The sequence below is a fragment of the Rhizobium sp. P44RR-XXIV genome, assembly GCF_001999485.2.
Classification (GTDB): Bacteria; Pseudomonadota; Alphaproteobacteria; order Rhizobiales; family Rhizobiaceae; genus Rhizobium.
The window spans coordinates 932516-958785 of the sequence record NZ_MPVZ02000028.1 but is presented as its reverse complement, the minus strand read 5'-3'; the positions used below and the strand labels follow the sequence as shown (position 1 = coordinate 958785).

Below are 26270 nucleotides of genomic sequence, written 5' to 3'. Positions count from 1 at the left end.
CACGGAGGCATGAATGACCAAAACTGTTCTGTGTTACGGCGACTCGCTGACATGGGGCTACAGCGCCGAGACGATCGGCCGTCATGCCTATGAAGATCGGTGGCCGAGCGTGCTGCAAAAGGCGCTCGGCGATCAGGTCCGCGTCATCCCGGAGGGATTGAACGGCCGCACCACCGCTTTCGACGATCATCTGGCCGATTGCGATCGCAACGGCGCGCGGATTTTGCCGACGATCCTGCAGACTCATAATCCGCTGGATCTTGTCATCATCATGCTGGGCACCAATGACATGAAGCCGGTTGTGGCCGGTTCGGCCTTTGCTGCTCTTCAGGGCATCAGCCGGTTGGTGCAGCTGGTTCGCAATCACGCCTGGGGGTTCGACTACGAGGTGCCTGACATCCTCATCGTCGCCCCGCCGGCGATTACCGAGACGGCGAATGCGGCGTTTGCGGCAAGCTTTCTTGGCGCGATCCACGAATCGAACAAGCTGCCGACGCTCTATAGCGATCTGGCCGACGAACTGGGCTGTGGTTTCTTCGATGCGAATACGGCCGCCGTCACTACGCCGCTCGATGGCGTGCATCTCGATGCGGAAAATACCCGGGCGCTCGGTCGCGGCCTCGAGCCGATCGTGCGGATGATGCTCGGTCTCTGATAAATTCAAGGCGCCAGCTTGCGATGCGCCGCCACCAATAAGGCAGGAAACACATGGCTGAGAATTACGACGTCATCATCATCGGCTCCGGTCCGGGCGGTTATGTCGCCGCTGTGCGCGCCGGCCAGCTTGGCCTGAAGACCGCAATCGTTGAGCGCGAGCATCTGGGCGGCATCTGCCTCAACTGGGGCTGCATTCCCACCAAGGCGCTGCTCCGTTCGGCTGAAATTCTCGATCATTCCAACCATCTGAAGGATTACGGCCTTGTTCTCGAAGGCAAGGTAAGCGCCGATGTGAAGGCAGTTGTCGCCCGCTCGCGCGGCGTTTCCGCCCGCTTGAACACCGGCGTCGGCTTCCTGATGAAGAAGAACAAAGTCGACGTCATCTGGGGCGAAGCCAAGATCACCAAGGCTTCGACAGGCGCTCAGCCGGGCGAAATCGTAGTCGGCAAGTCGACCAAGCCGGCCGTCGAGCCGCAGCATCCGCTGCCGAAGAACGTCAAGGGCGAGGGCACCTACACCGCCAAGCACATCATCGTCGCGACAGGCGCCCGTCCGCGCGCTCTTCCGGGCATCGAGCCTGACGGTAAGCTGATCTGGACCTATTTCGAAGCGCTGAAGCCGGACTTCCTGCCGAAGTCGCTGCTCGTCATGGGCTCGGGCGCCATCGGCATCGAATTCGCAAGCTTCTATCGCTCGATGGGCGTCGATGTCACCGTCGTTGAAGTCATGCCGACCATCATGCCAGTCGAGGATGCCGAAATCTCCGGTATCGCCCGCAAGCAGCTCGAAAAGCGCGGCATGAAGATCCTGACCAAGGCGAAGGTCACGAAGGTCGAAAAGGCAGCCAACAGCATTACCGCTCATGTCGAGACGGAGGACGGCAAGGTGCAGCAGATTGTCGCCGACCGCATGATCTCCGCTGTCGGCGTGCAGGGCAACATCGAAAATCTCGGGCTTGAAGCGCTCGGCGTGAAGACCGACCGCGGCTGCATCGTCATCGACGGCTACGGCAAGACCAATGTGGCGGGCATCTACGCGATCGGCGATGTCGCTGGTCCTCCGATGCTGGCTCACAAAGCTGAGCATGAAGGCGTTGTCTGCATCGAGAAGATAGCCGGCCTGCCGAATGTTCATCCGACCGATAAGGGCAAGGTTCCTGGCTGCACCTATTGCCAGCCGCAGGTTGCTTCCGTCGGCCTGACCGAAGCCAAGGCCAAGGAACTCGGCCGCGATATCCGCGTCGGCCGCTTCTCCTTCGCATATAACGGCAAGGCCATCGCGCTTGGCGAGGATCAGGGCCTCTGCAAGGTCATCTTCGACAAGAAGACCGGCGAGCTGCTCGGCGCGCACATGGTCGGCGCCGAAGTGACCGAACTGATCCAGGGCTTCGTCGTTGCGATGAACCTGGAGACGACCGAAGAAGAGTTGATGCACACGATCTTCCCGCATCCCACAGTTTCGGAATCGATGAAGGAAGCGGTGCTCGACGCCTACGGCCGGGTGCTGAACGCTTGATAAATTCCTGCCTCGCCCTTTATCCAGGGGGTGGAAAACAGGAAAGGAAATCAACATGTCTATAGCTGCGCAAGGTTGGGTCGTCTTTCTTCTCATCGGGCTGGTTGCGGGTTTTCTCGCAAGCTTGATCGTCGGAGGCGGTGGGCTCATCGGTTGCTTGGTGAGCGGCGTGATCGGCGCTTTCGTGGGCGGTTTCCTGTTTCATTATTTCGGGATATCGCTCGGGATTGAAAATGCGCTTGTGGTGGAGATCATCCATGCCACCGTCGGCGCAATCATCGTGGTGCTGCTGGCGAGACTGATCGTCTAGGGCATCCTGGCTATAGGTCTGGAACGAGGGTTTGATGGAAAGCGTGGGTTGGCTGGGTCTGATCATCATCGGCGGTCTTGCGGGTTGGCTCGCGGGTAAGCTGATGGATGCGCGCTATGGGGTCATCCTCAACATCATCCTCGGTATTGCCGGCTCTGTCGTAGCTGCAGCGCTGTTGGTGGCGCTGCATGTCGGTGTGCCCGGCGGCCGACTCGGCTTTTTCGTCACCGGTTTCATTGGTGCATGCATTCTGATATTCCTCGCCAAATTCGCGCGGCGATGAAGGGCCGCAGGTAGCGGCGGAAAGTAGACGTTTCATGGTCACGATTCTCGACACGATCAACCCGGATGCAAAGCGCGTTCGACACCCGGAGAAGGCGCATCGGCCCGATACGGAAGTGTTGCGCAAGCCGGATTGGATCCGCGTTAAGGCGCCGACATCGAAGGGCTATGCCGAAACACGCTTGATCGTGAAGGAGCACAAGCTCGTCACGGTCTGCGAGGAAGCCGGTTGCCCGAACATCGGCGAATGTTGGGACAAGAAGCACGCGACCTTCATGATCATGGGCGAGATCTGCACGCGCGCATGTGCGTTCTGCAATGTCGCCACGGGCAAGCCGAATGCGCTCGACATGGCCGAGCCGGAAAACGTCGCCAAGGCCGTCAAGCAGATGGGCCTCAGCCACGTCGTCATCACCTCGGTCGATCGTGACGACCTGGCGGATGGTGGCGCCGAGCATTTCGAAAAGGTGATCTGGGCAATCCGCGCCGCCTCGCCGAACACCACCATCGAGATCCTGACGCCGGACTTCCTGAAGAAGCCGGGCGCTCTCGAGCGTGTCGTTGCTGCCAAACCCGACGTTTTCAACCACAACATGGAAACGGTGCCCGGCAACTACCTCAAGGTTCGCCCCGGTGCTCGCTACTTCCACTCCGTTCGCCTGCTGCAGCGGGTCAAGGAACTTGATCCCACCATGTTCACCAAGTCGGGGATCATGGTCGGCCTCGGCGAGGAGCGGAACGAAGTCCTGCAGCTGATGGACGACCTGCGCACCGCCGATGTCGACTTCCTGACGATCGGCCAGTATCTTCAGCCGACGCGCAAGCATCATCAGGTCATGAGCTTCGTCACGCCCGAAGAGTTCAAGTCCTACGAGACGGTCGCCTATACCAAAGGCTTCCTGATGGTCGCCTCCAGCCCGCTCACCCGCTCGTCGCATCACGCCGGCGACGATTTCGAGCGCCTGCGCGCTGCTCGCGAAAAGAAGCTGCTGCTGGCAGCCGAATAAACCCGGCAAAATTCAGTATTGCCTTTTGAGCGAACCGCGGCGAACTTGCCGCGGTTTTTGTTTGCGCCGTCATTTGCCTGTCATCTGAACGGCCTAGGGAACGCGCCGCCGTTTGTGACCGGTATCGGCGCTTTAGATTCGACTATGGAGCTGGACCGTGGAGCAGATTGTCGCGCCGCTGGCGCTGCCGCATGCCGTCGATATCGACGAGGCAGCCTCTATCCTGCAAAAGGCAGACCGGATCCTTGTCATAGGTTGCTCCGGCACCGGCAAGAGCACACTGGCGCAGGCGATCGCCTCGTTGCGCGGGCTGACTTACGTGTCCATGGACCGCGATATCTTCTGGCTGCCAGGTTGGAAGCCCCGCCCGCGCGCCGAGGCGATCTCACGGATAGAACAGGCCGTTGCCGGCCCGCGTTGGATCATGGATGGCAATAGCCCCGGCACCTTGCCATTAAGGCTGCCGCGTGCCGAGATCGTCATATGGCTCCGACCTCCGCGGCGCGTGGCATTGCGCGGCGTCTTTTCACGCTGGTTGCGTTACAGGGGCAGATCGCGGCCCGAGATGGCGGAAGGTTGCCCCGAGCGGTTGGACTGGAAATTCCTGCACTACATCTGGACGTTCGAGCGCAACGAAGTGCCGCAGTTTCAGGAAATGCTGGTGCAGCATGGCCCGCATGTCCCTGTTTTGACGCTGAAATCCCATCGCGATGGCGCGGAACTGCTGGCTCGCCTGCAAGCCAGTGTTTGAAACGGAGCTACCATGGATCAGATGACGATGCCTGCGCTGCGCCGGGAAATACACGATCTCGCCGAGGCAGCCGACCATATCCGCCGGGCGGACCGTATCCTGGTCATGGGCTGCTCCGGCGGCGGAAAGTCGACGCTGTCGCTTAAAATCGCCAACCGCTTCGGCCTTGACTATGTTTCGATCGACCGCGACATCTTGTGGCTGCCGGGCTGGAAGGAACGCGGCAAGGAAGAGCAACGGGCCATCATCGTCTCGAAGGTGCAGGGCGAGCGCTGGATCATGGATGGCACGAACCCTTCCACCTTCGACATACGTCTGCCGCGAACCGATCTCGTCATCTGGGTGCGGATGCCGCGATTGCTTTGCATCTGGGGTGCCGTCTCGCGCTGGGTCAAGTGGATCGGCCGCACACGTCCGGAAATGGCGCCAGGCTGCAAGGAGAAAATTGACTGGGAATTCCTGCGCTTCATATGGACATTCGAAGAGAAATTTAGCCCGCGTGTCGTCGCCGGCCTTGTCGAACATGGCTCCGAGGTGCCGGTCTTCCAACTGACCAGCCGTCGGCAGATGCGCGAGTTGCTTGATCTGCTTGCAGTGCCGGACTGATCGCGAACCGGACTTCATAATAATGCGGCCGGGCGTTTCCAAGAGGTGAAACATGAAGGAATTGAAGCCCATAGATGAGGGAGCCACCCGCCTTAAAATCGCGGATCGTATTCTCATCATGGGTTGTTCCGGCGGTGGGAAGTCAACATTGGCACAGCAAATCGTCGCTCGCACGGACCTGCCTTACATCTCGATGGATCGTGAGTTTTTCTGGTTGCCGGGATGGGTGAAGAGAGACAGGGCCGAAGAACGCGCTCTTATCGCGGCCAAGGTAGCCGAGGACCGCTGGCTGATTGACGGAACCGGACCATCGAGCTTTGACCTGCGATTGCCACGCACACAGCTTGTCCTTTGGGTACGCATGCCGCGCTGGCTATGCGTGTGGGGAGCCCTGTCGAGAGCGCTGCGCTGGGTTGGACGGTCTCGCCCGGATATGGCGCCGGGTTGTCCAGAGCGTATCGACTGGGAGTTCCTGCGCTACATTTGGGATTGGGAGCGGAAATTGGCACCCAAAGTGCTTGCAGGCCTTGCCCAGCATGGCGCCGATGTGCCTGTTTTGCAGTTAAAATCCCGCGGCGAAATGCGTCAGCTTCTTGATCTTCTGGGCCGTCCTGCTTAATTGCGGCTCATGCCTCAGTTCGAAACTCATCGCCCCGTTCCGCATTCGCCTGACCAGATGTTCGACCTCGTCGCCGACGTCGAACGCTATCCGGAATTCCTGCCGCTTTGTGACGGTCTTGTCGTTCGCAGCCGCAAGGAGCGCGACGGCAAGGTGTTGCTGGTCGCCGACATGACCGTTGGCTACAAGGCAATCCGCGAAACTTTCACCACGCAGGTACTACTCCACAAGGCCGAGCGCGCCATCGATGTCAAATATATCGACGGTCCTTTCAAATATCTCGATAATCGCTGGCGTTTTGCGCCGCTGGAAAATGGCGGCTGTAGCGTCGATTTCTTCATCGACTACGAGTTCAAGAGCCGCATTCTCGGCGCCCTGATGGGGTCGATGTTCGATCGGGCGTTCCGCATGTTCACGGATGCCTTCGAGACGCGCGCGAACAAGATCTACGCTTGAGCCAGACTTACTTGGCCAGGGCGATCAGCATTTCCAGCGCCGTCTTCACGGTGGCAAGCCGAACCTTATCGCGGCCAATATCACCATAGCGCATTTCATGATGGATGAGCTCGCCGTTGCGCGTCTTGGCGGCCAAGTGGACGAGGCCAACAGGCTTTTCCACGGAGCCACCACCGGGACCGGCCACCCCTGTGACCGCGACTGAGAGATCGGCATGGGAGCGGAAGAGGGCGCCATGCACCATCTGCAGGGCCGTTTCCTTGGAAACGGCGCCGAATTGCGCAAGCGTCCGTTCCTGAACGCCCAGCATCTCCATCTTCGCCAAATTCGTATAGGTCACGAAGCCACGGTCGACCACGGCCGACGAGCCGGGGATTTCCGTCAGCGCGCCGGCGATCAGCCCGCCGGTGCAGGATTCCGCCGTCGAGACCATCAGGCCCTTTGCGGTGAAGTCCGTCACAATGGTTTGCGCGAGTGCCAGAATTTCATCCGGGAAATGCATCAGGCCCTTCCTCCGCGATAGACGACGGTTGCGGTCGCGATAGCGGCAATACCTTCGCGCCGCCCGACAAAGCCGATCTGCTCGTTAGTCGTTGCCTTCACGGAGCAACGATCGAGGCTGATGTTCAGAAATTCCGAGAGCCTAGCGCGCATGACGTCGCGATGAGGCCCGATCTTCGGTGCTTCCGCAATCAAGGACACGTCCGCATTCATGATGGTGCCGCCGCGCTCGCGCACGATCTTGGCCGCATGTTCGATGAAGATGCGCGAAGGCGCACCTTTCCATTGCGGATCGGAAGGTGGGAAGTGATCGCCGATATCGCCAGCGCCGCAGGTGGCGAGCAGGGCATCCGTCAAAGCGTGCAGCGCAACGTCGGCGTCGGAATGCCCCTTCAGCTTCTGATCGTGCGGGATGAACACGCCGCAAAGCGTGACGCCGTCACCCGGCTCCAGCTGGTGCACGTCATAGCCATTGCCGGTGCGCACATCGGGCAAAAGGCCGGCGGTCAGTTTTTCGTCGGCCATGGTAATATCCCTTTTGATGGTCAGCTTGAGGTTGTCGGCACTGCCGGTCACCAAGGTCACCGGCAGGTGACTCCATTCCGCGATGGCGGCATCGTCGGTGAAATCCGTCCTGCCGTCGGTGGCTGCTTTCTCATGCGCCGCCAGAATATCGGCAAGGCGGAAGGATTGCGGTGTCTGCGCGGCATGAAGCCCGGCGCGGGGCACAGTTTCCATCACCAGCCCGTTGTCGTCGCCCCGCTTCAGCGTATCGGTGACAGGCATGGCCGGAAGCACGGCCGGCGCGCCCGTTGCAAGGGCTGCCGCGATGCGATCCAGCAGGTCGTGATCGAAGAAGGGGCGTACGGCGTCATGGATCATCACATGCGTTGCTTCGCTTTTAGCCAATTGCCGGAGCCCGGCCAGTACGGATTGCTGGCGCGTTGCGCCGCCAAAGGCAATCTCGATATCCGGAAGCCCCGCGACCTGCGTCAGTGCCGAGCGGAGGAGGGCTTCATCGTCGCGATGGATGACGATGACGATCTTCGCGGTTTGCGGCCATGTCACGAATCTTTCAAGCGTATGCGCAATAACCGGTCTGCCGCCGATCGCGCGATACTGTTTTGGGCCTTCTTTCGGCGATCCCGCCCGTTCGCCGCGCCCGGCGGCAACGATCACGATTCCCACTGACAGCGGTTGCGTTGAATGCATTTGCGTCATAAACCCCCGAAGAATAAAAGGCTCCGTCTCCGGCATGGCTTTGAAAAGCGCAGAGCTTTCTTTTGAACAAGCACATGCTAAATAGATCGCCAGAACGGGATCCCGCTCCAGCAGGGTCTATCGCCTCAACTGAGTATTTTCCAGCATTTGCCCAAAAAATATCGGGGTTCTTCGAAACCTCTTGGCAAACTTCTCAAGCGTGTCTAAAAATAGTGCAGATGTATGGTGTGCCCGAAAGATAATCACTTGCTTTCCTCCGAGCTTGCAGCCTCGTTTTCCATTGGTCCGGTATCTATCCGCAATCGCGTCATCCTGGCGCCGATGTCGGGCGTGACCGATTTGCCGTTTCGGCAGCTGGCATTGCGTCATGGTGCCGGTCTGGTCGTCACCGAAATGGTGGCAAGCCGCGAGCTTGTACAGGATACCGCTGAATCCTGGGCGCGCCTGAAGAGTGCCGGGCTGAAGCCGCATATGGTGCAGCTCGCCGGCCGCGAGGCATATTGGATGGCCGAGGCGGCCAAGATCGCAGCCGACAATGGCGCCGATATCATCGATATCAACATGGGCTGCCCGGCCAAGAAGGTCATCGGCGGCTATTCCGGTTCGGCGCTGATGCGTGATCCGGATCACGCATTGAGCCTGATCGAGGCGACGGTTGGCGCGGTCGATATTCCGGTAACGCTGAAGATGCGGCTCGGCTGGGATGAAAACTCCATCAACGCGCCGGATATTGCGCGCCGCGCCGAGGAGACCGGCATTCAGCTCGTCACGATCCATGGCCGTACGCGCATGCAGTTTTACGAGGGCAGGGCGGATTGGGATGCCATCCGTGCTGTGCGCGATGTCGTTTCCATTCCGCTGGTCGCCAACGGCGATGTCGAGACACCGGATGATGCACGCGAAATCCTGCGCCGCTCCGGCGCCGATGCCGTGATGATCGGCCGCGGTTGCCAGGGCCGCCCCTGGCATGCCGGCGTTCTTGCCGGTCATCGCCAACCGGAGCGTGAGGAAATCGTCGAGATCGCCGTCGGGCATTATCTCTCCATGCTGGAATTCTATGGCGAGGCCGTCGGCATTCGCCATGCCCGCAAGCATCTCGCCTGGTATCTGGATCGCCATGCGCCGGCGACGACGGGTGCTAATAAGGCCAAAATCATGACTTCGAAAGATAGCCGCGAGGTGACTGCAGCGTTTCAGGCGGCGCTACAGGCCGGCGCCGATCTCCCCCAACGCGTCCAGGAGGCGGCATGACTTCAAAATCCAACTCCGGAGCCGGAGACAATGCCGGCAATTCGGTGGCGATGGCTGTTCTCAACGCGATCCAGAATCCGGTTGTCATGGTCGACGAGGCCGGTCTCATCGCCTTCGCCAATTGGGAGGCCGAAGCTTTTTTCGGCGCCAGCGCCTCGCATCTGTCGCGCTACAAGATTTCCACCTTCATCCCGTTCGGCAGCCCCCTGCTGGCGCTGATCGATCAGGTGCGCGAGCGCCGCGCGCCGGTCAACGAATATCGCGTCGATCTCAGCTCGCCGCGTCTTGGTCAGGACAAGCTGGTGGACCTCTACGTCGCGCCGATTTCCAGCGAGCCAGGCTCCGTGGTCGTCGTGTTCCAGGAACGCTCGATGGCGGACAAGATCGACCGGCAGCTGACCCATCGCGCCGCCGCCCGCTCCGTCACCGGCCTTGCCTCGATGCTGGCACATGAGATCAAGAACCCGCTATCGGGCATTCGCGGCGCGGCGCAGCTGCTCGAACAGTCCGTCGAGGACGACGATCGTGCGCTGACGCGGCTTATCTGCGACGAGACCGACCGTATCGTATCGCTGGTCGACCGTATGGAAGTGTTCTCCGATGAGCGGCCGGTCGACCGCGTTCCGGTCAACATCCACTCGGTCCTCGATCATGTGAAGGCGGTCGCCCGGGCCGGCTTTGCCCGCAACATCAAACTATCCGAGAATTACGACCCGTCACTCCCGGCTGTTTTTGCCAACAGGGACCAGCTCGTACAGGTCTTCCTCAATCTGGTGAAGAATGCCGCTGAAGCAGTGGGCGACCGGCCGGATGGCGAGATCATGCTGACGACGGCCTATCGTCCCGGCATTCGCCTTTCGGTCGCCGGTACGCGTGAGAAGATCTCGCTGCCGCTCGAATTCTGCGTGATCGACAATGGTCCCGGTGTTCCATCAGACCTCGTACCGCATCTTTTCGACCCGTTCATCACGACGAAGACGAACGGAACCGGTCTCGGCCTGGCGCTCGTCGCCAAGATCATTGGTGATCACGGTGGTATCGTCGAATGCGACAGCCAGAACCACCGCACCACTTTCCGCGTTTTGATGCCGGCTTCCAAGGGCATCACGCTTGAAGACGCCCCCTTTCCAAACTCTACAGGGACTACTCGATGACAGCCACGATCCTTGTCGCCGATGACGATGCGGCCATCCGTACCGTGCTCAATCAGGCTTTGAGCCGCGCGGGCTACGACGTACGCATCACGTCCAACGCCGCCACGCTCTGGCGTTGGGTTTCTGCCGGCGAAGGCGACCTCGTAGTAACCGATGTCGTTATGCCCGACGAAAACGCGTTCGATCTGCTACCGCGCATCAAGAAGGCGAGACCGGATCTGCCTGTCCTGGTCATGAGCGCGCAGAACACCTTCATGACGGCGATCAAGGCGTCGGAGAAAGGCGCCTACGACTATCTGCCGAAGCCTTTCGATCTGACGGAACTGATCGCGATCGTCGGCCGTGCCCTATCGGAGCCGAAGCGCAAGCCGGCGAAGCTCGAAGATGACATGCAGGACGGTATGCCGCTCGTCGGTCGTTCCGCTGCCATGCAGGAAATCTATCGCGTGCTGGCGCGCCTGATGCAGACCGACCTGACGCTGATGATTACCGGCGAATCCGGTACCGGCAAGGAACTGGTGGCTCGCGCCCTGCACGACTACGGCAAGCGCCGCAACGGCCCCTTCGTCGCCATCAACATGGCGGCGATCCCGCGCGATCTGATCGAGTCGGAATTGTTCGGCCATGAGAAGGGCGCCTTCACGGGTGCGCAGACCCGCTCCACTGGCCGTTTCGAGCAGGCCGAGGGCGGCACGCTGTTCCTCGATGAAATCGGCGACATGCCGATGGATGCGCAGACGCGCCTGTTGCGCGTGCTGCAGCAGGGCGAATATACGACAGTCGGCGGCCGCACGCCGATCCGCACCGATGTCCGTATCGTTGCCGCCACCAACAAGGACCTGAAGCAGGCGATCAATCAGGGCCTGTTCCGCGAGGACCTCTATTATCGCCTCAACGTCGTGCCGCTTCGCCTGCCGCCGCTGCGCGACCGCGCCGAGGACATTCCCGATCTCGTCCGCCATTTCATCACCCAGGCTGAAAAAGAAGGGCTTGGCTCCAAGCGGTTCGATCAGGAAGCGCTCGAGCTGATGAAGGCCTATCCTTGGCCGGGCAACGTCCGTGAGCTGGAAAACCTCATTCGCCGGCTGATGGCGCTCTATCCGCAAGACGTCATTACCCGCGAGATCATCGATGCCGAACTGCGGGCCGATGTTCCCGATAGCCCGATCGAGAAGGGACCTGTCCGCACCGGCACCATGACCATCGCCCAGGCTGTCGAGGAAAACATGCGGACCTATTTCTCGAGCTTTGGCGAAAACCTTCCGCCCCCCGGTCTCTACGACCGTGTTTTGACGGAAATGGAGTATCCGCTGATCCTGGCTGCTTTGACGGCCACGCGCGGCAATCAGATCAAGGCGGCCGATCTTTTGGGCCTCAACCGCAATACCTTGCGCAAAAAGATCAGGGAGCTGGGAGTTTCCGTCTACAGAAGTTCCCGTACCGCTTGACAACGCAATCGGATGCGTTGCATTTTCGCCACAATGCGTTGCTTAAAGGTCACGCAGGAGATTCGTCGTTTTTGCGATGGCGATTCGTCTGACGTATTTCCGTTGAGATGGAATTTCGTCCGATTTTTCAGTCAATTGTAAAAATGATTTAAAATAAAGGTTTCGCTTCTGGCGAAATCGAACGACAGTTCCCGCCTTTGCCTGTCGCTCGTGCTGATGCCGAAATAGTGGCAGCACGATTTGATCAGGGGGCCGACCGTCGCTCGGGCGTGGAGATGATGGGAATGATACAGGACGCGGTGTCGCCGGCGGCGAGCGACGAGGCGGTTGTTGTCAAAGTGACGGACCGTCGTGCTTCCTTCGCCTTGCCTGGTCTCATTCTGGCCGGCGGAGCGCTATTGTGCGCTATCGCGACCCTTTTGATGCTTCTTGGCCTGACGCCCGTAGGCCCCACAACTTCGGTTGTCTTTACATCGGCCGTCATCAACGGCTTGTTTGTGCTGGGATTGATTGCGCTGATTGTGCGGGAAGTTGCGAGGCTGATGAAGGCGCGCAGCCGAGGCCGTGCAGCCGCGCGTCTCCACATTCGCATCGTCGCCCTGTTTTCGATCGTAGCGATCACGCCGGCAATTCTCGTTGCGATCGTTGCGAGCCTGACGCTCAATGTCGGCCTCGACCGCTGGTTTGGCGTGCGCACGCAGCAGATTATCAGTTCCTCGCAGAATGTTGCGCAAGCCTATCTGATGGAGAATGCGAGCTATCTGCAAGGGCAGACGGTTTCGATGGCGAACGACCTGGAGCGCAATCGCTCGCTCTATAGCCTCGATCGCACCGGTTTTGCCGATCTGATGACCCGCCAGGCTCGGGGACGCGGTCTGTTGGGTGCTTTCATTGTACGGCGTGATGGCAGCGCAATCGTGCAGGCCGATATCAAAACCGAGCGTCCGTTGCCGGCGATCCCGAAAGGTGCGCTCGAAGCATCGGCCAATGGCGAGCCGTCGCTTATCCCGCCCGGAGTGACCAACCTTGTCGGTGCAGTCATCAAGCTGGATGAAATACCCGGCTCGTTCCTTTACACCGTACGGGCTGTCGATCCGCGTGTCATGAATGCGATGCGAATGGTCGAGGACAACACGCTGGAATACAAGGCGATGGAAGAGGGGCGCATGACCCTCCAGATCGCGTTCGCGGTTATCTATATCGGCTTCGCTCTGATCGTGCTCTTAGCGGCAATCTGGACCGCGATCGCAGTCGCCGACCGTATCGTGCGGCCGATCCGTCTTCTCATCAGCGCCGCAGACAATGTCGCTTCAGGCAATATGAACGTGCTGGTGCCGGTACGCTCGGCCGACGGCGACGTCGGCAGCCTGTCGCGCACCTTCAACAAGATGATTTCGGAAATCCGCACCCAACGCGACGAGATCCTCGAGGCGAAGGACGAGGTGGATGATCGCCGCCGCTTCATCGAGGCCGTTTTGTCGGGCGTGACGGCCGCCGTCATCGGCGTCGAGCATGACCGTCGCATCGCTATCGTCAATACCTCGGCCGAAGAGCTGCTGACGCTGACGAGCGACGAACTCGTTGGCAGGAGCCTGGTGGAAATCGCCCCTGAGGTCGATCAGGTGGTGACCGAGGCAACGACGCGTCATCGCAATGATTTCCGCAAACAGATCAGCCTCGTGCGCGGCGGCACGGTGCGCACGCTGAGCGTTCAGGTGACGCGAGAGGAATCGCGCGATGCCAATGAATCCTATGTCATCACGCTCGACGACATCACCGATCTGGTCATAGCGCAGCGCTCGACGGCCTGGGCCGATGTCGCACGCCGCATCGCCCATGAAATCAAGAACCCGCTGACGCCGATCCAGCTTTCAGCAGAGCGCATTCGCCGTCGTTTCGGCAAGAACATCGCCGATGTCGATCGTCCGGTATTCGATCAGTGCACGGATACGATCATCCGGCAGGTTGGCGATATCGGCCGTATGGTCGACGAATTCTCTTCTTTTGCCCGCATGCCCAAGCCGACCATGGAGCCGAGCGATCTGCGCGACATCCTGCGCGACTCGGTGTTTCTGCGCGAAATGGGCAATAACCACGTCAAATTCGAGCGAGACCTGGGCGATGAACGGCTGGAAGGCATGTTCGATGCGCGAATGCTGGGCCAAGCCTTCGGCAATCTCATCAAGAATGCCGTGGAATCGATCGAAGGAGTGCCGAGCGAGGAGGCACGCGAGCAGCCGAAGGTCCTGGTGCGCGCTTCGCTCGATCAGGACCGTGATCGCTTTACCGTTGATGTCATCGACAACGGCCGCGGCCTGCCGGTGGAGAACCGGCACAGCATTCTCGAGCCTTACATGACGATGCGCGAGAAGGGCACGGGCCTGGGCCTCGCGATCGTCAAGAAGATCATTGAAGACCATGGTGGGCAGATCGAACTTCACGACGCTCCCGCCGATTTCGACCAGGGTAAGGGGGCCATGATCCGCGTGCATCTGCCGCGCCGTGAGCAGGCCACTGTCGCCCATACAGAAAGTGACAAGGAAAGCGTTTATGGCCTCTGATATTCTCGTAGTCGACGACGAGGAAGACATTCGCGAAATCGTTTCGGGAATTCTTTCGGATGAAGGACACGAAACCCGCACGGCGCATGACAGCGACAGTGCGCTGGCCGCGATTTCCGATCGCGCGCCGCGACTGATCTTTCTCGATATCTGGATGCAGGGCAGCAAGCTCGACGGCCTCGCATTGCTGGACGAAATCAAGGCACGGCATCCGGAATTGCCTGTGGTCATGATCTCCGGTCACGGCAATATCGAGACGGCCGTGTCGGCCATCAAGCGCGGCGCCTTCGACTTCATCGAAAAGCCGTTCAAGGCTGATCGTCTGATCCTGATCGCCGAACGCGCCCTGGAAAACTCCAAGCTGAAAAGAGAAGTGTCGGAGCTGAAGCGCCGGACCGGTGATGCTGTCGAACTCATCGGTACGTCGGTCGCAGTCTCTCAGCTTCGCCAGACCATCGACAAGGTCTCGCCGACCAATAGCCGCGTGATGATCTTCGGCCCTTCCGGTTCCGGCAAGGAGCTTGTGGCGCGGATGATGCACAAGAAGTCGACGCGCGGCACAGGCCCCTTTGTGGCGCTGAACGCCGCGACGATCACGCCCGAGCGCATGGAAATCGCTCTCTTCGGCACCGAAGGCTCTCCGGGGCAGGCGCGCAAGATCGGCGCATTGGAAGAAGCGCATCGCGGCATTCTTTACCTCGATGAAGTTGGCGAAATGCCCCGCGAGACGCAGAACAAGATCCTGCGCGTGCTGGTCGATCAGCAGTTCGAGCGTGTTGGCGGTTCGAAGCGGGTCAAGGTGGACGTTCGCATCATCTCGTCCACGGCTTACAATCTCGAAAGCAGGATCGCCGAGGGTCTGTTCCGCGAAGATCTCTATCACCGTCTGGCCGTTGTGCCCGTGCGCGTGCCGGCACTGGCCGAACGGCGTGAGGACATACCTTTCCTCGTCGACCAGTTGATGCGGCAGATTTCTGAGCAGGCGGGCATTCGGCCGCGCCGGATCGGCGACGATGCCATGGCGGTGCTGCAGGCGCATGATTGGCCGGGCAATATCCGCCAGCTGCGCAACAATATCGAGCGTCTGATGATTTTGGCGCGCACCGATGGGGCCGATACGCCGATCACGGCCGAAATGCTGCCGACCGATCTCGGCGACATGCTGCCGAAGGTTTCCGCCAAGAATGATTATCACATCATGACGCTGCCGCTGCGCGAGGCTCGCGAGATGTTCGAGCGTGACTATCTGATCGCTCAGATCAATCGCTTCGGCGGCAATATCTCGCGAACGGCGGAATTCGTCGGCATGGAGCGCTCGGCCTTGCATCGCAAGCTGAAATCGCTGGGTGTCTGATCCGTCTTGCAATGCACTGACATTTGAGAATTTTGATCAGGGGCTTTCATGCCGAGAATAGCTTATGTGAACGGTCGTTATGTCCAACACGGCGATGCCATGGTGCATATCGAGGACCGCGGCTATCAGCTTGCTGACGGCGTCTATGAGGTTTGCGAGGTGCGTCACGGGGTGATCGTCGATCTGACACGCCATCTCGATCGTCTCAATCGCTCGCTGGGCGAGCTTCGCATCGCTTGGCCGATGGCGCGCGCGGCACTGGTTGTGGTGATTCGGGAGACGCTGCGCCGCAACCACGTCCGCAATGGCATGTTCTATCTGCAGGTCACGCGTGGTGTTGCCCGTCGTGATCATGTCTTTCCGGCCGATGGCACGCCGTCTTCGATCGTCGTCACTGCCAAGAGCACCGATCAGTCTCTGATTGCCAGGAAGAATGCCAACGGCATCAAGGCGATCACCGTGCGTGACAATCGCTGGGACCGGGTCGACATCAAGTCTGTGGGCCTGTTGCCGAATGTGATGGCCCGCCAGCAGGCGAAGGAAGCCGGTGCGCAGGAAGCGATCTATATCGATCACAATGGCATGGTGAAGGAAGGTGCCGCCACCAACGTCTGGATCGTCGACCATGACGGGAATCTCGTCACGCGTCCGGCTGAGCACGGCATTCTGCGCGGTATCACGCGCACGACGCTGATGGATGTGGCAGCCAAGCTCGGTGTGACGATCGTCGAGCGCTACTTCTCGGTGGAGGAGATGATGGCAGCCCGCGAGGTGTTCATCACGGCGGCGACAAGCATCTGTTTTCCGGTCGTTTCCATCGATGGGGAAACGATTGCCAACGGTCATCCGGGCAGCATGTCACAGAAAATTCGTGAAGCCTTTTTCGACGTTGCGGAAAAGACCGTGATTTGATACCAACATTCGCTGGGGGGAGAGAATGAGGGTATCTCCCGTCCGGGACCTCTGTATATCATGATATTTCACCGACTTAGGTCGGCAAAAAAGAAAGAAGCGGCGCGATGGCGGAACGTTCTCAAAACTTGCAGGACTTGTTTCTCAATACTGTTCGCAAGCAAAAGATTTCACTGACAATTTTCTTGATCAACGGCGTAAAGCTCACGGGTGTCGTAACATCGTTCGACAACTTCTGCGTTCTGCTTCGCCGCGATGGCCATTCGCAGCTCGTTTACAAGCACGCAATCTCGACGATCATGCCGGGTCAGCCGATGCAGATGTTCGAGAGCGAAGAAGCCGCATCCTAACTGGGATTTGCCACTATCACGACACGCGATACGAAAAACGATTCCCTCATTCCGGAGTCCATAAAGCACCGGGATGACATGCGCGCTGTCGTGGTTGTTCCTGTTCTGAAACAGGGACGCACGTCGCGCTCCGCCCAGGCCGAGAGTGCCATTTCCGTGTCGCGCCTGCCTGAAAGCAGGTTGGAAGAGGCCAAGGGTCTCGCTCTGGCGATCGATCTCGAAGTGGTCAGCGGTTCCGTCGTTCCGATCAATGATCCGAGGCCCGCGACCCTGCTTGGCACCGGCAAGATCGAGGAAATCCTCGCCCTGCTGGATGAGTTCAACGCCGGACTTGTGATCGTCGATCATCCGTTGACGCCGGTGCAGCAGCGCAATCTCGAGAAGGCATGGAACGCCAAGGTCATCGACCGTACCGGCCTCATCCTCGAAATCTTCGGCCGCCGCGCCTCCACCAAGGAAGGCACGCTGCAGGTCGAGCTTGCACATCTGAACTATCAGAAGGGCCGGTTGGTTCGAAGCTGGACCCACCTTGAACGCCAGCGCGGTGGCGCCGGTTTCATGGGCGGTCCCGGCGAAACCCAGATCGAAGCGGACCGTCGCCAATTGCAGGAACGGATCATCCGGCTCGAGCGCGAGTTGGAGCAGGTGGTGCGCACCCGCCAGCTTCATCGCGCCAAGCGCCGCAAGGTGCCGCATCCGATCGTCGCATTGGTCGGCTACACCAATGCCGGCAAGTCGACGCTGTTCAATCGCATTACCGGTGCTGGCGTGCTGGCCGAAGACATGCTGTTCGCGACGCTAGATCCGACGCTGCGCCGCATGAAGCTGCCGCACGGCCGTACCGTCATTCTCTCCGATACCGTCGGCTTCATCTCGGACCTGCCGACTCACCTTGTGGCAGCTTTCCGCGCCACGCTGGAAGAGGTGCTGGAAGCCGATCTGATTCTGCATGTGCGCGATCTCTCGGATGACGACAATCAGGTCCAGAGCGCCGATGTCATGCGCATTCTCGGTGATCTCGGTATCGGCGAAGCCGAAGGCGCCGAGCGCATCGTTGAAGTCTGGAACAAGATCGATCGGCTGCAGCCGGAGGCGCATGACGCTATCGTGCAGAAGGCGTCGACCACCGAAAATGTTATCGCCGTCTCCGCAAGAAACGGCGAGGGCGTCGATCGACTGATGGATGAAATCAGCCGGCGTCTTTCCGGTGTGCTGACGGAAACCACGATCACGCTTCCGGTCGAAAAGCTGACGCTGCTGCCTTGGCTCTACAATCATGCCATCGTCGACAACCGCGAGGACAATGAGGACGGCACGGTGACGCTCGATATCCGGCTGACTGAGACCGAGGCAGTGGAACTGGAACGGCGCATGGGCAATGGCCCGAAGGCGCCGCGTGAGGATTGGGAATAGGCGGCTTCTAGGCGGTCTTTACGTCGTCAAGCTGACGTTCGATCGCCTTTGCCGCTTGCCAGATTTCTTCCATTCGCTCCAGCGAGGCACCGTCCAGCGTCTCGCCTTCCGCCTCTAGCGTCGTCTCGATGTGGTGGAAGCGGCGGCGGAACTTCGTGTTCGTCCCGCGAAGAGCCTGTTCCGGATCGGTTTTCACATGCCGGCCGATGTTGACGACAGCAAAGATCAGGTCGCCAAGCTCGTCGCTCACCTTCGCTTTGTCGCCGCTCGCCAGCGCCACTCGCAACTCGGCGATCTCTTCCTCGATTTTGTCGAGGATGGGCTCAGGGGCAGACCAGTCGAAGCCAACCTTGGCCGCCTGCTCCTGTAATTTCAATGCTTCCGTCAGGGCAGGGAAGGACCGCTGCACCGAGCCGAGGAAACCTGCCTTGAAATCCTCGGTCACGCCGCTGCGGGCACGGCGCTCTGCGCGTTCGCGCTTCTCCTCGGCCTTGATCCGATCCCATTGCAGCGTCACCGCGTCCTCGGTCTTGGCGTCCGAGACGGCAAAAACATGCGGATGGCGGCGGATCATCTTGCGGGTGATGGCATGCACCACGTCGCCAAAGGAAAAGGCGCCGCTTTCCTCGGCGATCCGCGCATGGAAGACGACCTGCAGCAGCAGGTCACCGAGCTCGTCGCAAAGATCGTCCGTGTCCTTTCGCTCGATCGCGTCAGCCACTTCATAGGCCTCTTCGATCGTGTAGGGCTTGATGGTCTCAAAGGTCTGGACAATGTCCCAAGGGCAACCGGTTTCAGGGTTTCGCAGCGCCGCCATGATGTCGATCAGGCCGGAAATGTCTCGCGATGCTTCCATCATTGCCTCGGGTCTTGCTTTGTCAATTCAAAGGGATCTCGTTGCTACCCTTCGACGCCTGGTAGTTGTCGGAGAGACCAGCATAGGCCTGCTTAATACGCGCGGTCTGTTCCTTCAACTCACCTTTGCGCGGATCTTCTTCTGTTTCCACGAGATCGGAGATGGCAAAGCTCTTCCAGAATGCGTTTTGGCGACGATAGCCGCCCGGCTCCAGGCCGAAGACCTCCTTCAGAATCTTCAGATCATGCGGGATAGCGAAGGCATCCCGGGAATCCTCATGGCTGAAGAAATAATAATAATTGTCGAAGCCGGCCCAGGTAATCGCCGACATGCACATGGTGCAGGGTTCATGGGTCGAGAGGAAAATCAGATCTTTGGTGACCGGTTTCTCGCCCAGCTCGTAGAAGCGCTTGAGCGCATGAACCTCGCCGTGCCAGAGCGGGTTCTCCAACTCGTTGTTGGTTTCCGCGACGACGAGCGAAAGGTCGGATTTCCGCAGGATGGCGGCGCCGAAGACCTTGTTGCCGGTGGCGACGCCCTTGCGGGTCAAGGGCAGGATGTCGTGCTCGACGACGTTGAGAAGGCGTGCAGCGATGCTATTGTCAGACAAGGGTTTCCTCCAACGGTTTTCGCTGCAGTCTATCGGGATTGGAAATGCGGCGGTATGTGCAAATAAGTTAAAGACTATGTTCGCCACAGGCAATAAAGCAATCCGCCGATACCATTGAATCGTAAAAATCTATAGATTTTATGCATTTATTGCAATCTGTTTGCCTAGTGAGTTTTGCTCAAATCTTTGGTATGTCGAGCATAGGAATACGGACTTGCCGGGGCATTAGAATTTCTGTTTCTTCAATCTCTTGGCCGCAAAGGCGATATTCGGCACATCTCGAATTGGAATGACGATGCCTCCAAGGACTGAACAGCTTTCGGTGTTTCCCGCCTTCTTCCGTGTGGACGGAAGGACTGCGGCGTCTTCGGCAATGGCGACGAAGCTTTTGCCAAGGTGCGACTGCTGATGAACACCCAGGCGAAGATCGTCGCCTATACGCAGTCACCTGAGGCCGACTATCATTCCTTCCTGATTGCCAATCGGATCGCGACCGCGCGCGGCGAGTTTTCGGCCGAGCAGGTCAACGGCGCCACGCTGGTCTTCGCTGCGACGGGTGATGCGGAGGCCGATCGGGCCATCGTCGACGCCGCCCGCGCCGAAAAAATCCCCGCAAACGCTGTCGATCAGCCGGATTATTGCGATTTCTATACGCCGGCGCTGGTCAATCGCGCTCCTGTGGCCGTTGCCATCGGAACGGAAGGTGCTGGTCCGGTGCTGGCGCAGATGATCCGGGCACAGATCGATCAGATGCTGTCGCCCTCGCTCGGCAAGCTGGCGGAACTGGCGACGCGTTACCGCAAGCCGGTCGATCGCCTTGTGCCGCGCGGTGTCGCGCGCCGCGTGTTCTGGCGCCGCTTCTTCTCCGGCCCCGTTGCCGATGCCGTCAACGCCGGCCACCTGCTGCAGGCCGAACAGGCTGCGGATGAACTGCTGCAGTCCTCGCGAGAAGTCGAGGGTCGCGTATGGCTGGTTGGTGCCGGTCCCGGTGCGGAAGACCTGCTGACGCTGCGTGCCCAGCGGGTGATGATGGAAGCCGATGTCATCGTCTATGACGCTCTCGTGCCGCAGGCGATCGTCGATATGGGCCGCCGCGATGCCGAGCGACTGTCCGTCGGCAAGCGCAAGGGCTGCCATACAAAGTCGCAGGAAGAGATCAACGATCTGCTGGTGCAGCTTGGCCGTGATGGCAAGCGCGTCGTGCGGTTGAAATCCGGCGATCCGCTGGTTTATGGCCGTGCTGGCGAGGAAATGGCCGCGCTGCGTGCCGCCGGAATCGGCTACGAGATCGTCCCCGGCATCACCTCCGCCTTTGCGGCGGCCGCCGATTTCGAACTGCCCCTGACATTGCGCGGTGTCGCGTCGTCGCTGGTCTTTACAACAGGCCATGATCTGACGGGCGATGTTCTGCCCGATTGGGCAAGTCTCGCCGTCTCAGGCGCAACCATTGCCGTCTATATGGGCCGCACGGTCGCGGCCTCCGTCGCAGGCCGTTTGATGGAAGCCGGGCTTCCACCGGAAACCACCGTCGCCGTCATCGAGAATGCGAGCCGCCGCGATCGTCGCCTGATGCACGGCATTTTGCGGGATCTGCCTGACCTCGAGTATCGCGACGAGTTGAGCGGGCCGGTGATGGTCATTATCGGCGAAGCTGTCGCCGGTGCGAATTTCGAACAATCCGAGCCGCTGGTCCGCCGCGAGACCGTTGCTCAAGACTATGCAAGGAGCTGACCTATGGTCGACAAGGTTCTGACCGCAAACCGGCTCACCGATGGCGTCGCCGTTTGGCTGAATGCCAATGGCGAGTGGGTAACATCGCTGCAGGAATCGCTGGTCGCGCGCCATGCCGAGGCGGAAGCCGCACTGGAAGCTGTCGGCAAGCAGGCCTATGCCGACAACAAGGTTGTCGACGTCAACCTGATCGATGTTCAGGAAACCGGCGGCAAGCTCTGGCCGCTGCGCTTGCGCGAGCGCATTCGTGCCGAAGGCCCCACCATGGAATACGCGCCCGGATATGCCGCGGCCGATCCGGAATTCATTGCAGTCTGAGGAAGTCCCGAGGAAATCATGTATCGTTACGACGAATTTGACCACGCCTTTGTTGCGGAACGCGTTGCACAGTTCCGCGATCAGGTGGAGCGGCGCCTCGCAGGCGAACTCTCGGAAGATGCCTTCAAGCCGCTGCGCCTGATGAATGGCGTCTATCTGCAGTTGCATGCCTACATGCTGCGCATCGCCATTCCCTACGGTACGCTGAGTTCGCGCCAGATGCGCATGCTGGCCCATATCGGCCGCACCTATGACCGCGGCTACGGCCACTTCACGACACGGCAGAACCTTCAGTTCAACTGGCCGAAGCTGTCCGACATGCCCGACGTGCTGGCCGAACTGGCCTCCGTCGAGATGCATGCCATCCAGACCTCAGGCAACTGCATCCGCAATGTCACGGCGGATCACTTTGCTGGCGCTGCCGCCGACGAAGTCGCCGACCCGCGCCCTTACGCCGAAATCCTGCGTCAGTGGTCGTCCGTACATCCGGAATTTTCCTTCCTGCCGCGCAAGTTCAAGATCGCTGTCACCGGCGCCGAACGCGACCGCGCCGCGATCCAGGTGCATGACATCGGCCTGCATCTGAAGAAGAACGACAAGGGCGAGATCGGCTTTGCCGTCTATGTCGGCGGCGGGCAGGGTCGCACGCCGATGGTTGCCAAGCTGATCCGCGATTTCCTGCCGGAAGAGGATCTTCTGTCCTACACGACCGCCGTCATGCGCGTTTACAATCTGCACGGACGCCGCGACAACAAGTACAAGGCCCGCATCAAGATTCTCGTCCATGAAACCGGCGCTGAAGAACTGGCGCGTCAGGTCGAGGTCGAGTTCGACAAGCTTAGGGATACCGAGCTAAAGCTCCCGGAAGCCGACGTTCAGGCAATTTCCGCCTATTTCGCACCACCGGCCCTGCCGCAACGCGCCGAGGGCTGGGAAAGCCTCGCTCGCTGGAAGAAGGCCGATCCGGACTTTGCCCGTTGGGTGCAGCAGAATGTGCAGCCGCACAAGAACCCCGACTATGGCATGGTGACGGTCTCGCTGAAGCCGATCGGCGGTATTCCGGGCGATGCTTCGGATGCGCAGATGGATGCGGTGGCTGATATTGCCGAGGAATATGCTTTCGACGAAATCCGTGTCAGCCATGAGCAGAACCTCATCCTGCCGCATGTAGCATTGGCCGATCTTGAAGCCGTTTATCGCGGTCTGGTCGCTGTTGGCCTGGAAACGGCGAACGCAGGCCTGATCACTGACATCATTGCCTGTCCCGGCCTCGACTATTGCGCGCTCGCCAATGCCCGCTCTATCCCGGTTGCGCAGGAGATTTCGACTCGTTTCGGCTCGGCGGAACGCCAGGCTGAGATCGGCGAGCTGAAGATCAAGATTTCCGGCTGCATCAACGCTTGCGGCCATCACCATGTCGGTCACATCGGCCTGCTCGGTGTCGAGAAGAAGGGTGCGGAATTGTATCAGATCACGCTCGGCGGCTCCGGCGACGAACACACCTCGATCGGCGAGATCATCGGTCGCGGCTTTGAGCCCGAAAAGGTCACCGACGCTATCGAGACCATCGTCGATACCTATATCGGCCTGCGTCTCGATCCCTCCGAGATTTTCCTCGACGCCTATCGACGCGTTGGACCGCAGCCCTTCAAGGATGCGCTCTATGGCTCGTCTTCATCAGCCGAAGCGGCGTAAGGGGATATGGCCATGACGAAGATTTGGCGGGAAACGGGTTTTGTGGAAAGTGACGCGTGGGTCATCGAGACCGATGAGGTCAAGGCGACTGAGGGACAGAAGCCGCTGCTCGCTCTCGATGCGTTGATTGCCAGAGCAGAGGAAAGCAACGAAGTTGGCCTTGGCGTGGTGATCAAGCCGGCCGACGACGTGACGAAGCTGCAGCCCTATCTTGATCGCCTCGCCATTGTCGCAGTCGCCTTTCCGGCCTTCAATGACGGCCGCGCGTTCAGCCATGCCGCGCTGCTTCGCGAGCGCCTCGGCTATACCAACGAACTGCGCGCGGTCGGCGATGTGCTGATTGACCAGATTCCGCTGATGCTGCGCGTCGGCATCGACAGTTTCGCAGTCAGCAACGAAACCGCATTAAAGCGGCTGTCGGAAGATCGGCTGCCGGGTATCCCGCATTATTATCAGCCGACCGCTCGTCCCGCCGAAGCCGGGCAGGCCTATAGCTGGCGGCGGTTGCCGGCAAAGTCGGCCTGACTATCGCGGGGCTGGAGAGGGCGGCGATTTGACAGCGTCGAGTTGCCGCATTCATGCCGATCATTATGTGTATCGTCGGCCCTATGAAATCTTGACTGAAATGCACATATTTCAGTCCTGTGGCTCCGGATGGAATGGAAAGCCTTTCAATCCGGGCTATATTATAATATCAGCCTTCCGCAATGAGCCTGCCAGGAATGACGTTTAAGACGAATACGGGATCAGAGACAGAATGAACGCCCCCGCCAAGACAGATGATTTTGCTTCCGCAGTACCAGCCGGCGTTTTCGCCGAGAAGGTGCTGAGCGTTACGCATTATACCGACCGGCTCTTTCGCTTTACGATGACGCGGCCGCAAGGCTTCCGTTTCCGCTCCGGCGAGTTTGCGATGATCGGCCTGATGGTCGACGGCAAACCGCTCTACCGCGCCTATTCGATCGCGAGCCCGGCCTGGGCCGACGAGCTCGAATTCTTTTCGATCAAGGTGCCTGAGGGGCCGCTGACATCGCACCTGCAGAATATCAAGCCAGGCGACGAAGTGCTGATGCGCAAGAAGCCGACAGGCACGCTGGTTCTCGATGCGCTGACGCCGGGCAGGCGGCTTTACATGTTCTCGACCGGCACCGGCATTGCACCTTTCGCAAGCCTGATCCGCGATCCCGAGACCTATGAGAAGTTCGAGGAAGTCATCCTCACCCATACGACGCGCGATGTCGCCGAGCTGAAATACGGCTTCGATCTGGTCGAGGAAATCCGCAACGACGAGCTCTTGAGCGAAGTCGTCGGCGAAAAGCTGCGTCACTACGCGACCGTTACCCGTGAGGAATTCCCCTTTACCGGCCGCATCACCGACCTCATCAAGAGTGGCAAGCTTTTCCGCGATCTGGGCGTGCCAGCCTTCGATATCGGCATTGACCGCGGCATGATCTGCGGCTCGTCGGCAATGCTGAAGGATACGAAGGATTTGCTGGAGCAGGCCGGTCTTACCGAAGGCGCCAACAACAAGCCCGCCGAGTTCGTTATCGAACGCGCCTTCGTCGGCTAGACGAAGTTTCTCCGGATGAATGAGAGGCGGTTTCGGCGACGGAGCCGCCTTTTTTCATGGGTTGGTGAGATAATCGATCAGCGCCGCCATAGCGGTTCGCGCATTCTCCGCATCGCCGCTAAGGATCGCCTTGATAGCCTGAATATGCATCGCGATTGCGCGATCCATACGACCGGGTGAGCCGGTCGAGTACCAGAGCCGGCGCGCATGCGTTTGCACCGGTCCCAGGGCCGCGATGATGAACCTGTTTGGGCAGGCCTCCTCGAGGATCTCATCGAATGTCTTGTCGGCCGCGAAGAAGCCGGGAAGATCCCTCGTCAAGGCGCATTCCGTCATCAAGCGTGCGCACTCGTCCAGCTGATCGCGTTGTTGCCTGTCGGCATGCACGGCGGCAAGCGCGGCCGCGATCGGCTCCAGCTCGCGCCTGACCTGCATGACATCACGATGGTCCTCCGGACCGATCTCGGCGATCTGCAGGCCGACGCGCGGCCGCACATGGATCAATCCCTGCCAAGCAAGCTTCTGAATTGCCTCGCGCACCGGCGTCCGGCCGTGCCCGGCCATTTCGATCAACTGCTTCTCGGTGACGAGAGCGCCGGGTTTCAGCTCAAGCGTAACGATCAGATACTCGAGCGCGAGATAGGCGAGGTGGCTAAGCGAATTCTGCATTCTGGCAATGTCCGACCGAGCTTGGAGAGCACACAGTGTCACCTGGCATCATCGGAGGCAACGGGTCGTGATATATCAATACGGCTAGGCGGCCGCCATAGCTGTCTGCGTTACCTGGCAATTGCACCGTGATCTCAAGATGTCGTAACGCATCCGCGGCGTGTGCGCCGTATCAGTGGCCGATAATCGAAGAAAGCGTTGATTGCTTCCGTTTCGCAGCCATCAGCAAGTCAAGTTCCGTCGATGACGGGCCGAACTTGTAGAAGATGCGCTTCGCTTCAGTCTCGTCGAGACGATACTTTCGCGCGAACTCGGCAATACTATATGGCCGGCCGCGCATGACCTTGCGAGCTGGTGTCCGATTGGTGTTTTCCGTCATGTTGCATCCTTTCGGTTCCATTTTCGTACATAGCGCCGCAAAGGTGGTTGGAAAGGCCTGTGCTTGCATTATGC

Annotated in this window: 27 protein-coding genes and 1 pseudogene; 22 read left to right on the top strand and 6 right to left on the bottom strand. The window is 59.7% G+C overall.

Features of this window, described 5'->3' with window-relative positions; all coding sequences use genetic code 11:
• Positions 1-13: 13 nt before the first annotated feature.
• From BSK43_RS21795 to BSK43_RS21755, 9 genes are all read left to right on the top strand, one after another.
• On the top strand, positions 14-655 hold the full coding sequence (locus tag BSK43_RS21795) for an SGNH/GDSL hydrolase family protein (RefSeq protein WP_077469862.1): 642 nt from the start codon (positions 14-16) through the stop codon (positions 653-655).
• Positions 656-708: 53 nt separating this feature from the next.
• Entirely contained in the window at positions 709-2172 is a 1464-nt protein-coding gene (lpdA, locus tag BSK43_RS21790) for a dihydrolipoyl dehydrogenase (protein ID WP_077469863.1), read from the top strand.
• A gap of 55 nt (positions 2173-2227) precedes the next feature.
• Positions 2228-2482, top strand: a complete 255-nt coding sequence (locus BSK43_RS21785; protein WP_068386450.1) for a GlsB/YeaQ/YmgE family stress response membrane protein — start codon at positions 2228-2230, stop codon at positions 2480-2482.
• A gap of 34 nt (positions 2483-2516) precedes the next feature.
• A complete protein-coding gene (locus BSK43_RS21780) occupies positions 2517-2765 on the top strand; it encodes a GlsB/YeaQ/YmgE family stress response membrane protein (RefSeq protein ID WP_068386452.1) in 249 nt (82 codons plus the stop codon).
• 34 nt (positions 2766-2799) lie between these two features.
• Positions 2800-3771, top strand: coding sequence for a lipoyl synthase (gene lipA, locus BSK43_RS21775; protein WP_077469864.1), 972 nt, complete (start codon positions 2800-2802; stop codon positions 3769-3771).
• 157 nt (positions 3772-3928) lie between these two features.
• Entirely contained in the window at positions 3929-4522 is a 594-nt protein-coding gene (locus tag BSK43_RS21770) for an AAA family ATPase (protein WP_077469865.1), read from the top strand.
• A 12-nt stretch (positions 4523-4534) separates the two neighbouring features.
• Positions 4535-5128: an AAA family ATPase gene (locus tag BSK43_RS21765; protein ID WP_077469866.1), complete on the top strand. Its 594-nt coding sequence runs from the start codon at positions 4535-4537 to the stop codon at positions 5126-5128.
• A 52-nt stretch (positions 5129-5180) separates the two neighbouring features.
• Positions 5181-5747, top strand: a complete 567-nt coding sequence (locus BSK43_RS21760; RefSeq protein ID WP_077469867.1) for an AAA family ATPase — start codon at positions 5181-5183, stop codon at positions 5745-5747.
• A 9-nt stretch (positions 5748-5756) separates the two neighbouring features.
• A complete protein-coding gene (locus BSK43_RS21755; protein WP_068387880.1) occupies positions 5757-6203 on the top strand; it encodes a type II toxin-antitoxin system RatA family toxin in 447 nt (148 codons plus the stop codon).
• Between the two features lie 7 nt (positions 6204-6210).
• On the opposite strand, the gene BSK43_RS21750 is transcribed toward BSK43_RS21755, so the two are convergent.
• Both BSK43_RS21750 and BSK43_RS21745 read right to left on the bottom strand, forming a co-directional pair.
• On the bottom strand, positions 6211-6705 hold the full coding sequence (locus BSK43_RS21750; RefSeq protein ID WP_205910642.1) for a CinA family protein: 495 nt from the start codon (positions 6703-6705) through the stop codon (positions 6211-6213).
• Entirely contained in the window at positions 6705-7925 is a 1221-nt protein-coding gene (locus BSK43_RS21745; RefSeq protein WP_077469869.1) for a bifunctional 2-C-methyl-D-erythritol 4-phosphate cytidylyltransferase/2-C-methyl-D-erythritol 2,4-cyclodiphosphate synthase, read from the bottom strand. The genes BSK43_RS21750 and BSK43_RS21745 overlap by 1 nt, the downstream gene beginning before the upstream one ends.
• Before the next feature lie 222 nt (positions 7926-8147).
• On the opposite strand from BSK43_RS21745, the gene dusB reads away from it, so the two are divergent.
• From dusB to hflX, 8 genes are all read left to right on the top strand, one after another.
• Positions 8148-9176: a tRNA dihydrouridine synthase DusB gene (gene dusB / locus BSK43_RS21740; protein ID WP_077469870.1), complete on the top strand. Its 1029-nt coding sequence runs from the start codon at positions 8148-8150 to the stop codon at positions 9174-9176.
• Entirely contained in the window at positions 9173-10330 is a 1158-nt protein-coding gene (locus BSK43_RS21735; RefSeq protein ID WP_068386475.1) for a nitrogen regulation protein NR(II), read from the top strand. Before dusB ends, BSK43_RS21735 begins: the two co-directional genes overlap by 4 nt.
• Positions 10327-11778, top strand: a complete 1452-nt coding sequence (ntrC, locus tag BSK43_RS21730) for a nitrogen regulation protein NR(I) (protein ID WP_068386478.1) — start codon at positions 10327-10329, stop codon at positions 11776-11778. Before BSK43_RS21735 ends, ntrC begins: the two co-directional genes overlap by 4 nt.
• Positions 11779-12062: 284 nt before the next feature.
• Positions 12063-14339, top strand: a complete 2277-nt coding sequence (locus BSK43_RS21725) for a PAS domain-containing sensor histidine kinase (RefSeq protein ID WP_077469871.1) — start codon at positions 12063-12065, stop codon at positions 14337-14339.
• Positions 14329-15693 carry a sigma-54 dependent transcriptional regulator gene (locus BSK43_RS21720; RefSeq protein WP_068386481.1) on the top strand — a complete coding sequence of 455 codons (1365 nt, stop codon included), beginning with the start codon at positions 14329-14331 and terminating at the stop codon, positions 15691-15693. The genes BSK43_RS21725 and BSK43_RS21720 overlap by 11 nt, the downstream gene beginning before the upstream one ends.
• Before the next feature lie 48 nt (positions 15694-15741).
• Positions 15742-16605, top strand: coding sequence for a D-amino-acid transaminase (locus BSK43_RS21715; RefSeq protein ID WP_077469872.1), 864 nt, complete (start codon positions 15742-15744; stop codon positions 16603-16605).
• 107 nt (positions 16606-16712) lie between these two features.
• On the top strand, positions 16713-16955 hold the full coding sequence (gene hfq, locus BSK43_RS21710) for an RNA chaperone Hfq (protein ID WP_003539403.1): 243 nt from the start codon (positions 16713-16715) through the stop codon (positions 16953-16955).
• A gap of 78 nt (positions 16956-17033) precedes the next feature.
• Positions 17034-18368 (top strand): GTPase HflX, encoded by a 1335-nt coding sequence (gene hflX / locus BSK43_RS21705; RefSeq protein ID WP_077469873.1) that lies wholly within the window; start codon positions 17034-17036, stop codon positions 18366-18368.
• Between the two features lie 7 nt (positions 18369-18375).
• Here the strand turns inward: hflX and mazG are convergent, their stop codons facing one another.
• Together mazG and BSK43_RS21695 are read right to left on the bottom strand one after the other, a co-directional pair.
• Entirely contained in the window at positions 18376-19224 is an 849-nt protein-coding gene (mazG, locus tag BSK43_RS21700) for a nucleoside triphosphate pyrophosphohydrolase (RefSeq protein WP_077469934.1), read from the bottom strand.
• A gap of 22 nt (positions 19225-19246) precedes the next feature.
• A complete protein-coding gene (locus BSK43_RS21695; RefSeq protein ID WP_077469874.1) occupies positions 19247-19834 on the bottom strand; it encodes a nucleoside deaminase in 588 nt (195 codons plus the stop codon).
• A 295-nt stretch (positions 19835-20129) separates the two neighbouring features.
• On the opposite strand from BSK43_RS21695, the pseudogene cysG reads away from it, so the two are divergent.
• The 5 genes and pseudogenes from cysG to BSK43_RS21670 all read left to right on the top strand — a co-directional run bounded on the left by cysG (position 20130) and on the right by BSK43_RS21670 (position 25148).
• Positions 20130-21565: pseudogene (cysG, locus tag BSK43_RS21690) on the top strand (siroheme synthase CysG).
• Positions 21566-21568: 3 nt separating this feature from the next.
• Entirely contained in the window at positions 21569-21883 is a 315-nt protein-coding gene (locus tag BSK43_RS21685; RefSeq protein WP_068386493.1) for a DUF2849 domain-containing protein, read from the top strand.
• Positions 21884-21901: 18 nt separating this feature from the next.
• On the top strand, positions 21902-23578 hold the full coding sequence (locus BSK43_RS21680; protein WP_077469875.1) for a nitrite/sulfite reductase: 1677 nt from the start codon (positions 21902-21904) through the stop codon (positions 23576-23578).
• A gap of 12 nt (positions 23579-23590) precedes the next feature.
• Entirely contained in the window at positions 23591-24103 is a 513-nt protein-coding gene (locus BSK43_RS21675; RefSeq protein ID WP_077469876.1) for a DUF934 domain-containing protein, read from the top strand.
• A gap of 232 nt (positions 24104-24335) precedes the next feature.
• Positions 24336-25148: a ferredoxin--NADP reductase gene (locus tag BSK43_RS21670; RefSeq protein WP_077469877.1), complete on the top strand. Its 813-nt coding sequence runs from the start codon at positions 24336-24338 to the stop codon at positions 25146-25148.
• A gap of 54 nt (positions 25149-25202) precedes the next feature.
• Here BSK43_RS21670 and BSK43_RS21665 read toward each other — a convergent pair whose 3' ends face one another.
• Together BSK43_RS21665 and BSK43_RS21660 are read right to left on the bottom strand one after the other, a co-directional pair.
• Positions 25203-25817, bottom strand: coding sequence for a GntR family transcriptional regulator (locus BSK43_RS21665; RefSeq protein ID WP_077469878.1), 615 nt, complete (start codon positions 25815-25817; stop codon positions 25203-25205).
• Positions 25818-25989: 172 nt separating this feature from the next.
• Positions 25990-26196: a hypothetical protein gene (locus BSK43_RS21660; RefSeq protein WP_068387894.1), complete on the bottom strand. Its 207-nt coding sequence runs from the start codon at positions 26194-26196 to the stop codon at positions 25990-25992.
• Positions 26197-26270: the final 74 nt, after the last annotated feature.

Excerpts from the sequence above, each read along its gene's own strand:
- BSK43_RS21725 (WP_077469871.1), top strand. The coding sequence starts at position 12,063 with ATGATACAGGACGCGGTGTCGCCGGCGGCGAGCGACGAGGCGGTTGTT.
- BSK43_RS21715 (WP_077469872.1), top strand. The coding sequence starts at position 15,742 with ATGCCGAGAATAGCTTATGTGAACGGTCGTTATGTCCAACACGGCGAT.
- BSK43_RS21785 (WP_068386450.1), top strand. The coding sequence starts at position 2,228 with ATGTCTATAGCTGCGCAAGGTTGGGTCGTCTTTCTTCTCATCGGGCTG.
- BSK43_RS21665 (WP_077469878.1), bottom strand. The coding sequence starts at position 25,817 with ATGCAGAATTCGCTTAGCCACCTCGCCTATCTCGCGCTCGAGTATCTG.
- BSK43_RS21720 (WP_068386481.1), top strand. The coding sequence starts at position 14,329 with ATGGCCTCTGATATTCTCGTAGTCGACGACGAGGAAGACATTCGCGAA.
- BSK43_RS21675 (WP_077469876.1), top strand. The coding sequence starts at position 23,591 with ATGACGAAGATTTGGCGGGAAACGGGTTTTGTGGAAAGTGACGCGTGG.
- mazG (WP_077469934.1), bottom strand. The coding sequence starts at position 19,224 with ATGGAAGCATCGCGAGACATTTCCGGCCTGATCGACATCATGGCGGCG.
- lipA (WP_077469864.1), top strand. The coding sequence starts at position 2,800 with ATGGTCACGATTCTCGACACGATCAACCCGGATGCAAAGCGCGTTCGA.
- BSK43_RS21795 (WP_077469862.1), top strand. The coding sequence starts at position 14 with ATGACCAAAACTGTTCTGTGTTACGGCGACTCGCTGACATGGGGCTAC.
- dusB (WP_077469870.1), top strand. The coding sequence starts at position 8,148 with ATGGTGTGCCCGAAAGATAATCACTTGCTTTCCTCCGAGCTTGCAGCC.
- BSK43_RS21780 (WP_068386452.1), top strand. The coding sequence starts at position 2,517 with ATGGAAAGCGTGGGTTGGCTGGGTCTGATCATCATCGGCGGTCTTGCG.
- BSK43_RS21735 (WP_068386475.1), top strand. The coding sequence starts at position 9,173 with ATGACTTCAAAATCCAACTCCGGAGCCGGAGACAATGCCGGCAATTCG.
- BSK43_RS21765 (WP_077469866.1), top strand. The coding sequence starts at position 4,535 with ATGGATCAGATGACGATGCCTGCGCTGCGCCGGGAAATACACGATCTC.
- BSK43_RS21660 (WP_068387894.1), bottom strand. The coding sequence starts at position 26,196 with ATGACGGAAAACACCAATCGGACACCAGCTCGCAAGGTCATGCGCGGC.
- hflX (WP_077469873.1), top strand. The coding sequence starts at position 17,034 with ATGCGCGCTGTCGTGGTTGTTCCTGTTCTGAAACAGGGACGCACGTCG.
- hfq (WP_003539403.1), top strand. The coding sequence starts at position 16,713 with ATGGCGGAACGTTCTCAAAACTTGCAGGACTTGTTTCTCAATACTGTT.
- BSK43_RS21685 (WP_068386493.1), top strand. The coding sequence starts at position 21,569 with ATGGTCGACAAGGTTCTGACCGCAAACCGGCTCACCGATGGCGTCGCC.
- BSK43_RS21755 (WP_068387880.1), top strand. The coding sequence starts at position 5,757 with ATGCCTCAGTTCGAAACTCATCGCCCCGTTCCGCATTCGCCTGACCAG.
- BSK43_RS21745 (WP_077469869.1), bottom strand. The coding sequence starts at position 7,925 with ATGACGCAAATGCATTCAACGCAACCGCTGTCAGTGGGAATCGTGATC.
- BSK43_RS21680 (WP_077469875.1), top strand. The coding sequence starts at position 21,902 with ATGTATCGTTACGACGAATTTGACCACGCCTTTGTTGCGGAACGCGTT.
- BSK43_RS21750 (WP_205910642.1), bottom strand. The coding sequence starts at position 6,705 with ATGCATTTCCCGGATGAAATTCTGGCACTCGCGCAAACCATTGTGACG.
- BSK43_RS21670 (WP_077469877.1), top strand. The coding sequence starts at position 24,336 with ATGAACGCCCCCGCCAAGACAGATGATTTTGCTTCCGCAGTACCAGCC.
- BSK43_RS21760 (WP_077469867.1), top strand. The coding sequence starts at position 5,181 with ATGAAGGAATTGAAGCCCATAGATGAGGGAGCCACCCGCCTTAAAATC.
- lpdA (WP_077469863.1), top strand. The coding sequence starts at position 709 with ATGGCTGAGAATTACGACGTCATCATCATCGGCTCCGGTCCGGGCGGT.
- ntrC (WP_068386478.1), top strand. The coding sequence starts at position 10,327 with ATGACAGCCACGATCCTTGTCGCCGATGACGATGCGGCCATCCGTACC.